Annotated in this window: 8 protein-coding genes and 9 tRNA genes; 2 read left to right on the plus strand and 15 right to left on the minus strand. The window is 54.8% G+C overall.

Annotated features, from left to right (window positions below; translation table 11 throughout):
• Positions 1-158: 158 nt before the first annotated feature.
• Positions 159-1,583, minus strand: a complete 1,425-nt coding sequence (miaB, locus tag INF58_RS09580) for a tRNA (N6-isopentenyl adenosine(37)-C2)-methylthiotransferase MiaB (RefSeq protein ID WP_063449370.1) — start codon at positions 1,581-1,583, stop codon at positions 159-161.
• A gap of 135 nt (positions 1,584-1,718) precedes the next feature.
• Between miaB and ubiF the strand changes: the two genes are divergently transcribed.
• The gene (gene ubiF, locus INF58_RS09585; protein ID WP_193527580.1) at positions 1,719-2,894 is read left to right on the plus strand and encodes a 3-demethoxyubiquinol 3-hydroxylase; all 1,176 of its coding nucleotides are present in this window, start codon (positions 1,719-1,721) and stop codon (positions 2,892-2,894) included.
• A 108-nt stretch (positions 2,895-3,002) separates the two neighbouring features.
• On the opposite strand, the gene INF58_RS09590 is transcribed toward ubiF, so the two are convergent.
• The 14 genes from INF58_RS09590 to nagB form a co-directional block, all read right to left on the minus strand.
• Positions 3,003-3,077 (minus strand) — tRNA-Gln (locus INF58_RS09590).
• A gap of 34 nt (positions 3,078-3,111) precedes the next feature.
• Positions 3,112-3,186, minus strand: a tRNA-Gln gene (locus tag INF58_RS09595).
• 41 nt (positions 3,187-3,227) lie between these two features.
• Positions 3,228-3,304: transfer RNA gene (locus tag INF58_RS09600), tRNA-Met, on the minus strand.
• A gap of 17 nt (positions 3,305-3,321) precedes the next feature.
• A tRNA-Gln gene (locus tag INF58_RS09605) sits at positions 3,322-3,396 on the minus strand.
• Positions 3,397-3,419: 23 nt separating this feature from the next.
• Positions 3,420-3,504 (minus strand) — tRNA-Leu (locus tag INF58_RS09610).
• A gap of 8 nt (positions 3,505-3,512) precedes the next feature.
• Positions 3,513-3,589, minus strand: a tRNA-Met gene (locus tag INF58_RS09615).
• 17 nt (positions 3,590-3,606) lie between these two features.
• A tRNA-Gln gene (locus INF58_RS09620) sits at positions 3,607-3,681 on the minus strand.
• Positions 3,682-3,704: 23 nt separating this feature from the next.
• Positions 3,705-3,789, minus strand: a tRNA-Leu gene (locus tag INF58_RS09625).
• Between the two features lie 8 nt (positions 3,790-3,797).
• A tRNA-Met gene (locus tag INF58_RS09630) sits at positions 3,798-3,874 on the minus strand.
• Positions 3,875-4,099: 225 nt separating this feature from the next.
• The gene (asnB, locus tag INF58_RS09635; protein ID WP_064910829.1) at positions 4,100-5,764 is read right to left on the minus strand and encodes an asparagine synthase B; all 1,665 of its coding nucleotides are present in this window, start codon (positions 5,762-5,764) and stop codon (positions 4,100-4,102) included.
• Positions 5,765-6,014: 250 nt separating this feature from the next.
• A complete protein-coding gene (nagD, locus tag INF58_RS09640; RefSeq protein WP_063449367.1) occupies positions 6,015-6,767 on the minus strand; it encodes a ribonucleotide monophosphatase NagD in 753 nt (250 codons plus the stop codon).
• Between the two features lie 45 nt (positions 6,768-6,812).
• A complete protein-coding gene (locus tag INF58_RS09645; protein ID WP_102750595.1) occupies positions 6,813-8,033 on the minus strand; it encodes an N-acetylglucosamine repressor in 1,221 nt (406 codons plus the stop codon).
• A gap of 8 nt (positions 8,034-8,041) precedes the next feature.
• The gene (gene nagA, locus INF58_RS09650; protein WP_063449365.1) at positions 8,042-9,190 is read right to left on the minus strand and encodes an N-acetylglucosamine-6-phosphate deacetylase; all 1,149 of its coding nucleotides are present in this window, start codon (positions 9,188-9,190) and stop codon (positions 8,042-8,044) included.
• 55 nt (positions 9,191-9,245) lie between these two features.
• Positions 9,246-10,046, minus strand: a complete 801-nt coding sequence (gene nagB, locus INF58_RS09655) for a glucosamine-6-phosphate deaminase (RefSeq protein WP_003858663.1) — start codon at positions 10,044-10,046, stop codon at positions 9,246-9,248.
• Positions 10,047-10,371: 325 nt separating this feature from the next.
• Here nagB and nagE point away from each other — a divergent pair, with 325 nt between their 5' ends.
• On the plus strand, positions 10,372-12,321 hold the full coding sequence (gene nagE / locus INF58_RS09660) for a PTS N-acetyl glucosamine transporter subunit IIABC (protein ID WP_193527581.1): 1,950 nt from the start codon (positions 10,372-10,374) through the stop codon (positions 12,319-12,321).
• Positions 12,322-12,469: the final 148 nt, after the last annotated feature.

Consider the following 12,469-nt stretch of genomic DNA (forward strand, 5'->3'; position numbering starts at 1 on the left):
TCCTCTTTTATTGGTTAACTGACCTGTGGCCACACGGCGTAATAAAACGGTCATTACCGAAATTATTCACGCCATAGAATAAAGGCGCAAGCGTTGCGGTAGATATTGGGGGTGATGAGAGGAAATACAAGGCCTGCCAGGAGGGCAGGCCAGAAGGATTACGGCTGGTAAATACCTACGCCAGAATCGTTGACTTTGCGGGTGCGAGAGATGACGGATTCTGGCGTCTGTGCAATGCGCAGACCCATTTCATCCTCGGTGCGCACCAGCTTCCCGCGCAGGGAATTAGTCAGCACTTCGACAATCTCAACGTCCACAAATTTACCGATCATGTCCGGGGTGCCTTCAAAGTTCACCACGCGGTTATTTTCGGTTCGACCGGACAGTTCCATAATGCTCTTACGGGAAGTGCCTTCCACCAGAATACGCTGGACGGTGCCGAGCATGCGACGGCTCCACGCGTTGGCCTGCTGGTTAATACGCTCCTGCAAAATATACAGACGCTGTTTTTTCTCTTCTTCCGGCACGTCGTCAACCATATCGGCAGCAGGCGTGCCCGGTCGCGCGGAGAAGATGAAGCTGTAGCTGACGTCGAAATTCACGTCGCCGATAAGCTTCATGGTGCGCTCGAAGTCGTCAGCGGTTTCGCCAGGGAAGCCGACGATGAAGTCGGAGCTAATCTGGATATCCGGGCGCGCTTCACGCAGCTTGCGGATGGTGGATTTATACTCCAGCACCGTGTGTGGACGGCCCATCAGGTTAAGCACGCGGTCAGAGCCGCACTGAATCGGCAGGTGCAGGAAGCTCACCAGCTCCGGCGTATCGCGATAGACGTCGATGATGTCGTCGGTAAATTCCATCGGATGGCTGGTGGTAAAACGAATGCGGTCGATGCCGTCAATCGCCGCCACCAGTCGCAGCAGTTCAGCAAAGCTGCCCGTGGTGCCGTCGTAGTTCTCACCGCGCCAGGCGTTAACATTCTGGCCCAGCAGGTTCACTTCGCGTACGCCCTGTGCGGCAAGCTGAGCGATTTCAAACAGAATATCGTCCGCCGGGCGGCTAACTTCTTCACCGCGGGTATAAGGCACCACGCAGTAAGTACAGTATTTGTTACAGCCTTCCATGATGGAGACGAAGGCGGTCGGGCCATCCGCGCGCGGCTCTGGCAGACGGTCAAATTTCTCGATCTCCGGGAAGCTCACGTCAACCACCGGGCTGCGATTCCCGCGAACCTGATTGATCATCTCTGGCAGACGGTGCAGGGTCTGAGGGCCAAAGACGATATCCACATACGGGGCTCTCTGGCGGATCAGCTTACCTTCCTGCGATGCCACGCAGCCACCCACGCCAATGATCAGGTCCGGATTTTTCCGTTTGAGAAGCTTCCAGCGGCCTAACACATGAAAGACTTTTTCCTGTGCTTTTTCACGAATTGAACAGGTGTTCAGCAGCAGCACATCGGCTTCTTTCGCATTTTCAGTCAGCTGGTATCCGTGGGTGGTATCCAGCAGATCGGCCATCTTGGATGAATCGTATTCGTTCATCTGACAGCCCCAGGTTTTTATATGGAGTTTTTTAGTCATCGACTTGCTCAGCTCAGGATTGCAAGCCGCGTATTGTAATGCTTTGGTGCGGTTGTGACCAGTATGAAGGTTGTCAACCTCAGGACCGCAAAAATCCGGTAAACTTAAGGCATTCTCCAATAAGGAATAGTGACCATGACACTCCTGAACACCGAAGTTGCCGTTGTCGGCGGCGGTATGGTCGGCGGCGCACTGGCGCTGGGGCTGGCGCAGCAGGGATTTGATGTAACCGTTATTGAACAGGCGGCTCCGCCAGCATTCGATCCTGCCAGCAAGCCGGACGTGCGTATTTCCGCCATCAGCGCGGCGTCTGTTGATCTGCTTCGCGGGCTGGGCGTCTGGGAGGCGGTGCTGGCGATGCGCGCGCATCCCTACAGTCGTCTTGAAACCTGGGAGTGGGAAAATGCCCACGTGTCGTTTGACGCCGCCGAGCTGAAACTGCCGCGCCTGGGTTATATGGTGGAAAACAACGTGCTCCAGCAGGCGCTCTGGCAGGCGCTGGAGGCGCATCCGAAGGTGACGCTGCGCGTTCCGGCCTCGCTGAAAGCCCTGCATCGTCATGAAAGCGGATATCACCTGACGCTGGACAACGACGACGAGCTGGCCGTGAAGCTGGTGGTGGGGGCAGATGGCGCGAATTCACAGGTCAGGCAGATGGCAGGCATTGGGATCCATGCCTGGCAGTATCAGCAGTCCTGCATGCTGATCACCGTTCAGTCAGAAAACGCACCGGGCGAAAGCACCTGGCAGCATTTTACGCCGAACGGCCCGCATGCATTCTTGCCGCTGTTTGATAACTGGGCTTCGCTGGTGTGGTACGACAAACCGGCGCGTATTCGGCAGTTGCAGGGGCTGACAATGGCGCAGTTGCAGCGTGAAATCCAGCAGCACTTCCCGAGCCGTCTGGGGAACGTAACGCCGGTTGCTGCCGGTGCATTCCCGCTGATGCGACGCCACGCGTTGCAGTATGCCCGTGAAGGGCTGGCGCTGGTGGGGGACGCGGCGCACACCATTCATCCGCTGGCGGGGCAGGGGGTTAACCTGGGATACCGTGACGTCGATGCGTTACTGGACGTGCTGGGCAACGCACGCGCTCACGCGGAAGTCTGGGCCAGCCATCAGGTACTCAAGCGCTACCAGACGCGCCGGATGGCGGATAACTTCGTTATGCAGTCGGGGATGGATCTGTTCTATGCCGGGTTCAGCAATGACGTGGGTCCGGTGCGGATATTGCGAAATATCGGACTGATGGCGGCAGAGCGTGCCGGTGGCCTGAAGCGTCAGGCCCTGAAATACGCCCTCGGACTCTAATCTTAATTCCCTCTCCCCGTGGGAGAGGGGTAGGGTGAGGGCATCAGGCCGCACTATTCTGAGCAACAAAAACAAAAAAGCCCGCAGAGCGGGCTTTTTTGTTTTAAGTGGCTGGGGTGCAGGGATTCGAACCCCGGAATGCTGGTATCAGAAACCAGAGCCTTACCGCTTGGCGACACCCCAATTGCGTTAAACAAATGGCTTAACGACTTTAAAGTGGCTGGGGTACGAGGATTCGAACCTCGGAATGCCGGAATCAGAATCCGGTGCCTTACCGCTTGGCGATACCCCAACAATGTTCAGTTTACCGAATGGTATTCGATAACGTAAATATGGTGGCTACGACGGGATTCGAACCTGTGACCCCATCATTATGAGTGATGTGCTCTAACCAACTGAGCTACGTAGCCAGTACTGCAATCTTCGATGGCTGGGGTACCTGGATTCGAACCAGGGAATGCCGGTATCAAAAACCGGTGCCTTACCGCTTGGCGATACCCCATCCGTGCAACGCTTACCTGGGAATGGTGCGGGAGGCGAGACTTGAACTCGCACACCTTGCGGCGCCAGAACCTAAATCTGGTGCGTCTACCAATTTCGCCACTCCCGCAAAAAAGATGGTGGCTACGACGGGATTCGAACCTGTGACCCCATCATTATGAGTGATGTGCTCTAACCAACTGAGCTACGTAGCCAGTACTGCAATCTTCGATGGCTGGGGTACCTGGATTCGAACCAGGGAATGCCGGTATCAAAAACCGGTGCCTTACCGCTTGGCGATACCCCATCCGTGCAACGCTTACCTGGGAATGGTGCGGGAGGCGAGACTTGAACTCGCACACCTTGCGGCGCCAGAACCTAAATCTGGTGCGTCTACCAATTTCGCCACTCCCGCAAAAAAGATGGTGGCTACGACGGGATTCGAACCTGTGACCCCATCATTATGAGTGATGTGCTCTAACCAACTGAGCTACGTAGCCATCTTTTTTTCGCGTTACCTTATCGGCGTTGCGGGGCGCATTATGCGTATAGACCCTTGCAGCGTCAACACCTTTTTCAATGAAAATAGCCGGAATGTGACTGTTTGGTTAGGTTGCGAACAGCGAGGCCGAATATTCGACAATTATTGGTTATTAATCGTTTTTATGCGGGGAAAAGAGAGGCAAAAAAATCAGGCCCCGGAGGGCCTGATTATGGTCTGGACATTATTTATAGGCAGACTGGTGAACGCCTACCGCACGTCCTGATGGATCGTTCATGGATTTGAAAGATTCATCCCATTCAATGGCTTTGGCAGACGAGCAGGCGACCGATGGCCCCCCCGGTACGCACTCGGCTGCGCTTGGAACCGGGAACAGCTCTTCGAAGATCTCACGGTACAGATACGCCTCTTTCGAGCCCGGCGTGTTGTACGGGAAGCGGAAGCTCGCGGTTTCCAGCTGTTGGTCAGAAACCTGCTTCGCTGCCACCTCTTTCAGGGTGTCGATCCAGCTGTAGCCTACGCCATCGGAGAACTGCTCTTTCTGACGCCACGCCACGCTCGCCGGCAGGTAGGATTCAAAACATTCGCGCAGGATATGTTTTTCCATTTTGCCGTTGCCGCACATTTTATCCTGCGGGTTGATGCGCATTGCCACGTCGAGGAATTTCTTATCGAGGAACGGCACGCGGGCTTCCACGCCCCAGGCGGACATGGCCTTGTTGGCGCGCGCGCAGTCAAACATGTGCAGCGCCTGTAGCTTACGCACCGTCTCTTCATGCAGCTCTTTGGCGTTCGGCGCTTTATGGAAATAGAGGTAACCGCCAAACACTTCGTCAGAACCTTCGCCGGAGAGCACCATCTTGATGCCCATCGCCTTGATCTTACGCGACATCAGGTACATCGGCGTGGAGGCGCGAATGGTGGTCACATCGTAGGTTTCAATGTGATAGATCACGTCGCGGATCGCGTCCAGGCCTTCCTGCACGGTGAAGTGAATTTCGTGATGCACGGTGCCCAGATGGTTCGCCACTTCCTGGGCAGCCTTCAGGTCAGGTGCCCCTTCCAGACCCACGGCAAAGGAGTGCAGCTGCGGCCACCAGGCTTCGGAACGCTCCTGATCTTCCACGCGACGGGCGGCGAATTTTTTGGTGATCGCGGAGATCACGGAGGAGTCCAGGCCGCCGGAGAGCAGAACGCCGTACGGCACGTCAGACATCAGGTGGCTCTTCACGGACTCTTCCAGCGCCTGACGCAGTTCGGCTTTATCCGTCACGTTGTCTTTGACCGCGTCATAGTCAAACCAGTCGCGCTGGTAGTAAGGGCGGATCTCGCCGTCTTTACTCCACAGGTAGCTGCCCGCCGGGAACTCTTTAATGGTGCGACAAACCGGTACCAGCGCTTTCATCTCTGAAGCAACGTAGAAGTTGCCGTGTTCATCGTGCCCCATGTACAGCGGGATAATACCGATATGGTCACGGCCAATCAGGTAAGCGTCTTTTTCGCTGTCGTACAGCGCGAAGGCAAACATGCCTTGCAGCTCGTCGAGAAACTCCGGGCCTTTCTCCTGATACAGCGCCAGGATCACTTCACAGTCAGAACCGGTCTGAAAGGCGTAGCGGTCACCGTATTCGGCGCGCAGCGCCTGATGGTTGTAAATTTCACCGTTAACAGCCAGCGCGTGCGTTTTTTTCTCGTTATACAGCGGCTGTGCACCGGCGTTGACGTCAACAATGGAGAGACGTTCGTGAGCCAGAATCGCTTTATCGCTGGCGTAAACGCCTGACCAGTCCGGACCGCGATGGCGCATCAGGCGGGACAATTCGAGTGCTTTTTTACGCAGTTCGCCCGCGTCAGTTTTAATATCCAGTACGCCAAAAATAGAACACATAACCTTCTCCGTTAACCCTGTTGCATTGTGATGTTGCTTGCTTAAGAAAATGCCGCAAAAGGGGGAGGGCGCGCAAGCGTTTTACGGGTGAAAACGTAAATAGTGCAACGACGATTGCCGAATCTTAAAAATAGAGCATGCCGAAGGCGATTTTATTGATGATTATTCAGTAAAAGGTGGTTTTTGTTAGATGGCGTTATGTTTTACGACGCCAGAAATGAAAAACCACGCCCTGGGGCGTGGTTCTGAATCAAATAACGTCGATTTCGTCGACAGAAGGGTAAATCCAGCTGGGCCGGAAGGGCATCGTATCAATATCATCAAGCTGCGAGACGCCAGAAAGCACCAGAATGGTTTCAAGCCCCGCCTGGAAACCGGCCAGAATATCGGTGCGCAGGTTGTCGCCAACAATGACGGTATCTTCCGAGTGTGCCTGCATCGTATTCAGCGCGGCGCGGATGATCCACGGGCTTGGTTTGCCGACAACAAACGGCTTACGGCCAGAGATTTTTTCGATACCGGCGCACAGCGCACCGCAGGCGGGATAAAAACCACGACCATGCGTATCCGGGTTGGTGGCGATAAAACGCGCACCGTTGGCGACAAAGTAAGCTGCTTTATGCATCATCTCCCAGTTAAAGGAGCGCGTTTCACCCACGATGACAAAGTCCGGGTTCACGTCGGTGATGGTAAAGCCCGCTTTATACAACTCGTGGATCAGCGCGCCTTCGCCGACCACGTAGGCTTTCTTGCCTTCCTGACGCTTCAGGAAATCCGCCGTTGCCATAGCGGAGGTATAAAACACGCTGTCCGGGACATTAACGCCCGCAGTCGCAAAGCGGTTTGCCAGATCCTGACCAGTCTGTGAAGGGTAGTTCGTGAGAAGAACCAGTGGCATTCCTTTGTCGATGATGCGGTGAAGAAACTCCGCAGCACCCGGCACGGCAACGTTGTCGTGCATCAGCACGCCGTCGATATCACAAATTACATTCTTAATGGTCATGGACAATCCGACATCAAAAAAAGAAGGCGTTACTATAAAGTCCGATCAGGATTCCAGCAAATGTTGCAGCAGGATCCCGTTGAGCATGGCACGTTTTACCAGGGCGAATGCGCCAATTGCCGAGCGGTGATCCAGCGTAGAGCGCACTACCGGCAGGTTCTGGCGAAATGCCTTCAGCGCCTGGGTATTGATGCAGCCTTCAATGGCAGGCAGTAACACTTTTTCGGCTTCCACGATCTCCCCGGCAATCACCACTTTTTGCGGATTAAACAGGTTGATGGCAATGGCGATGGTTTTACCCAGGTGCCGTCCTACCTGTTCGATCACTTCGCAGGCCAGCGCATCGCCTTTATTTGCCGCCTTGCAGATGGCGCCGATCTTACAATCGTCCAGCGTGACGCGGCTCTGGTAACCCTGCTCCAGCAGATGGCGAACGCGATGTTCAATGGCGGCATTCGCGGCAACGGTTTCAAGACAGCCAAAGTTACCGCAGTGGCAGCGTTCGCCAAGCGGTTCAACCTGGATATGACCAATCTCGCCCACGTTGCCGTTACGACCGATAAAAATGCGCCCGTTAGAGATGATGCCCGCACCTGTACCGCGGTGTACGCGCACCAGAATAGAGTCTTCGCAGTCCTGGCTCGCACCAAAGTAGTGCTCCGCCAGCGCCAGGGAGCGAATATCGTGCCCGACAAAACAGGTCAGCTTAAAGCGCTTTTCCAGCGCTTCAACCAGCCCCCAGTTCTCCACGTTAATATGCGGCATGTAGCGAATAACGCCGCTCTCCGGGTCGACCAGGCCGGGCAGAATGACCGAAATGGCAATCAGCTCGCGGATCTTGCGCTGACAGCTTTCAATAAAGTGCGCGATGGTATTCAGTAAGGCGTGTTCAAGCGTTTCCTGCGTGCGCTCGGGCAGCGGGTAGTGCTCTTCGGCAATGGCTTTGCTGCTCAGATCGTAGAGCGTAAGCGTGGTGTCATGACGGCCTAAGCGGACGCCAATCGCCTGAAAATTGCGGGTTTCAGTGACAATGGAAATCGCGCGGCGGCCTCCGGTGGAGGCCTGCTGATCCACTTCTTTGATCAGGCCGCGCTCAATGAGCTGACGCGTGATTTTTGTCACGCTGGCGGGAGCAAGCTGGCTTTGTTCGGCTATCTGAATGCGTGAGATTGGCCCGTGCTGGTCAATCAGGCGATAAACTGCCGCGCTGTTAAGTTGTTTAACGAGATCGACATTACCGATTTGAGCTTGTCCGCCTGGTGTCATACTTTTACTTACTCAGTGACGACCTCGTTACCATTAACGATGGTCTTAATAATTTTATAATCGTGTGTGAACGCCGTCAGGTTTGCAACCATACCTGGCGCAATACCCCCGAGCTGTTTATCGACGCCAATGGCGCGCGCCGGATACAGCGTGGCCATGCGCAGCACTTCCTCAAGCGCAATGCCGCAATGCTCAACGAGGTTACGCACCCCTTCGATCATCGTCAGAGAAGAACCGCTCAGCGTGCCGTTCTCATCCACACACAGTCCATTCCGGTAGTATATTGTTTTACCAGCAAAAATGAACTGGTCAATATTTGCCCCTGCCGGAGCGGTAGCATCCGTTACCAGGCAGAGCTTGTCGCCCTTGAGACGCTTGGCGTTGCGGATGTTGGTGTAATCCACATGCAAGCCGTCGGCGATAATGCCGCAGTAGACGTCTGGTTCATCCAGAATGGCGCCGACCAGCCCGGGTTCGCGGCCAGTAATATACGGCATCGCGTTATAAAGGTGTGTGGCAAAGGTAATGCCTGCGCGGAAGCCGGCTTTCGCCTCTTTGAGCGTCGCGTTTGAATGGCCCGCAGACACCACAATCCCGGCAGCGGCCAGTTTGCTGATAACGTCCGTGCCGGTCATTTCCGGCGCCAGCGTCACTTTAGCGATCACGTCGGCATTGGCGCACATGTAGTCAACCAGCTCGGCATCCGGCTTGCGCACGTAGTTCGGGTTATGGGTGCCTTTTTTGACCATGTTCAGCCACGGTCCTTCCAGGTGCAGACCCAGCGCCTGGTTCGGGTGTTTTGCCAGGTACTCGCGCATAACGCGGATACCCTGTTTCATCAGGTCATCGCTGCTGGTGATAAGCGTCGGCAGATAGCTGGTGCAGCCCGATTTCTCGTTGGCTTTCTGCATGATTTCCAGCGTTTCAACCGTCACCGCTTCTGCGGTATCGTTAAACTGGACACCGCCGCAGCCGTTAAGCTGTACGTCGATGAAACCGGGGGAGATTACAGCTCCATTGAGTGAGCGCTGTTCGATCTCCGGCGGCAGTTCCGCCAGCGGGCAAACACGTTCAATCAGGCCATTGGCGATAACAATCGCATGGTCATCCAGAATTTCATGGCCGGTATAAATCCGACCGTGGGTTAAAGCGTACATATCGACCCCCGGTTAAAAAAAGCGACCGCCTCTGACAGAAGAGGCGGTTATTCAGTTACAGACCTTTGATGTTCTCAGCTTCTAACTCGTTGAAGTATTTCAGCGTTTTCACTTTCAGTTCCATAGTGGACGGTTCGTCACACACGACAACCGCTTTTGGATGCAGCTGCAAGCAGCTGATAGTCCACATATGGTTCACGTTACCTTCAACGGCAGCCTGAAGCGCTTGCGCTTTCACGGCACCCAGCACCAGAATCATCACTTCTTCAGCGTCCAGCAGCGTACCCACGCCCACGGTCAGCGCGTATTTAGGCACCTGATTGACGTCGCCGTCAAAGAAGCGGGAGTTAGCCACACGCGTGTCATGAGTCAGCGTTTTAATACGGGTGCGGGAAGCCAGTGAAGATGCCGGTTCGTTGAACGCGATGTGGCCATCGTTGCCCACGCCGCCCATAAACAGGTGGATTTTACCGTAGGAACGGATTTTTTCTTCATACTGACGGCATTCTGCGTCAATATCAGGCGCGTTTCCATTCAGCAGGTTAATATTTTCAGCCGGAATATCAACGTGATCGAAGAAATTACGGTGCATAAAGCTGTGGTAACTTTCCGGATGTTCCTTTGGCAGGCCGACATATTCGTCCATGTTGAAGGTCACAACGTGCTTGAAGCTAACCTGGCCCGCTTTATGCATTTCAACCAGCGCTTTATACGCGGTCAGTGGCGTGCCGCCGGTTGGAAGACCGAGAACGAAAGGACGATCGGCTGTTGGTTTGAACGCGTTGATGCGGTTAACGATATGACGAGCAGCCCATTTTCCGACTTGTTCAGCTGTTGCCAGGGGAATCAGTCTCATTATTCACCTCTAAAGTTTAAGTAAAAGTGGGCGGATGATTAGTGCAACCTGAACTAAGCGTAACCTGGAACCTTTCAGGCCGGATCAATCCGTCTTGATTTTTTGAATGATAAAATAAGTTTTCGTCGTTAGCCAGTGAAAGGGAGGGTTTAATACGATATTTGGTGACAATAATCACAAAAAATAGGTGTTTAATTTGCGATACGAATTAATTTTTCACACACTCACACTGCCAGTGAATCATCAACTGTATCTATCGTTCGTGACACAATAAAAACATAGTTTATGCGCGAGTCTTAACAATGGGTCTCGTAGGGGGAATAGGATGAATATTTTAGGTTTTTTCCAGCGCCTCGGTAGGGCTTTGCAGCTCCCTATCGCCGTGCTACCGGTTGCAGCGTTGCTGCTGCGATTCGGGCAACCCGATCTTCTTAACGTGCCGTTTATTGCCCAGGCAGGCGGCGCCATTTTTGACAACCTTGCGCTGATCTTCGCCATCGGCGTGGCGTCAAGCTGGTCAAAAGATAGCGCCGGTGCTGCGGCACTGGCAGGGGCGGTAGGTTACTTCATCCTCACGAAAGCGATGGTAACCATCAACCCGGAAATCAACATGGGTGTACTGGCGGGTATCATTACCGGTCTGGTCGGTGGCGCCGTGTACAACCGCTGGGCAGGTATCAAACTACCTGACTTCCTGAGCTTCTTTGGCGGTAAACGTTTTGTGCCGATTGCGACGGGCTTTTTCTGTCTGATCCTGGCAGCCATCTTTGGCTACGTCTGGCCGCCGGTGCAGCACGCTATCCATGCGGGCGGCGAGTGGATCGTCTCTGCGGGCGCAATGGGGGCGGGCATCTTCGGTTTCATTAACCGTCTGCTGATCCCAACCGGTCTGCATCAGGTACTGAACACCATCGCCTGGTTCCAGATTGGTGAGTTCACCAACGCGGCCGGCGCGGTATTCCACGGTGATATCAACCGCTTCTACGCAGGCGATGGCACCGCGGGCATGTTCATGTCCGGCTTCTTCCCAATCATGATGTTTGGTCTGCCTGGTGCTGCGCTGGCAATGTACCTGGCCGCGCCAAAAGCGCGTCGCCCGATGGTGGGCGGTATGCTGCTGTCCGTTGCGGTAACGGCTTTCCTGACCGGCGTGACCGAGCCGCTGGAATTCCTGTTCATGTTCCTGGCACCGCTGCTGTACCTCATGCACGCCATCCTGACCGGTATCAGCCTGTTCGTTGCTACTCTTCTGGGCATCCATGCTGGCTTCTCCTTCTCCGCAGGCGCCATCGACTATGTGCTGATGTACAACCTGCCGGCGGCAAGCAGCAACGTCTGGATGCTGGTGGTGATGGGCCTGATCTTCTTCGTTATCTACTTCGTTCTGTTCAGCGCGGTTATTCGCATGTTTAACCTGAAAACGCCGGGCCGCGAAGACACGAAAGAAGATGTGGTGACCAGTGAAGCCAACAGCAATACCGAAGAAGGTTTAACCCAGCTGGCAACCAGCTACATTGCCGCTGTAGGCGGTACCGATAACCTGAAAGCGATTGATGCCTGTATTACCCGTCTGCGTCTGACCGTGGGCGACTCTGCGCGCGTGAGCGATGCAATGTGTAAACGCCTGGGCGCGTCTGGCGTGGTGAAGCTGAACAAACAAACCATCCAGGTTATCGTGGGTGCGAAAGCCGAATCCATCGGCGATGAAATGAAAAAAGTGGTTGCCCGTGGCCCGGTTGCTGCCGCCTCAGCGGACAGCGCGCCAGTGGCTGATGCTCCGGTTGCGAAGCCGCAGGCTGTGCCAAACGCGGTGACCATCGCTGCGCTGGTTTCTCCGGTGACGGGTGACGTGGTTGCGCTTGAGCAGGTGCCTGACGAAGCGTTCGCCAGCAAAGCCGTAGGCGACGGCGTGGCCGTGAAGCCAACGGATAAAATCGTGGTCTCTCCGGCAGCCGGCACCATCGTGAAAATCTTCAACACCAACCACGCGTTCTGCCTGGAGACTGAGAAAGGCGCGGAGATCGTTGTCCATATGGGTATCGATACCGTTGCGCTGAATGGTCAGGGCTTTACTCGCCTGGTGGAAGAGGGCGCTGAGGTGGCAGCAGGCCAGCCGATCCTGGAAATGGATCTGGACTACCTGAACGCCAACGCGCGCTCCATGATAAGCCCTGTGGTGTGCAGCAACATCGACGACTTCAGCGGTCTGGTACTCCAGGCGCAGGGTCAGGTAGTTGCGGGCCAGACACCATTGTATGAGATTAAAGGCAAGTAATCGCTCCTGAGTAGAGTTATGCCTTTAGCGGCGGGGGGAAATCCTCCGCCGCTTTTTTTTGCAGCAAATGCCCCCATTATTTTCTTCTGGAACGTTTTAAGGGTTGTCACTACGTCCGGCTTATAAGATCATATGCCGTTATACGTTG

The organism is Enterobacter cloacae complex sp. P24RS, from assembly GCF_014982165.1.
In the GTDB taxonomy this organism is placed as follows: Bacteria; Pseudomonadota; Gammaproteobacteria; order Enterobacterales; family Enterobacteriaceae; genus Enterobacter; species Enterobacter quasihormaechei.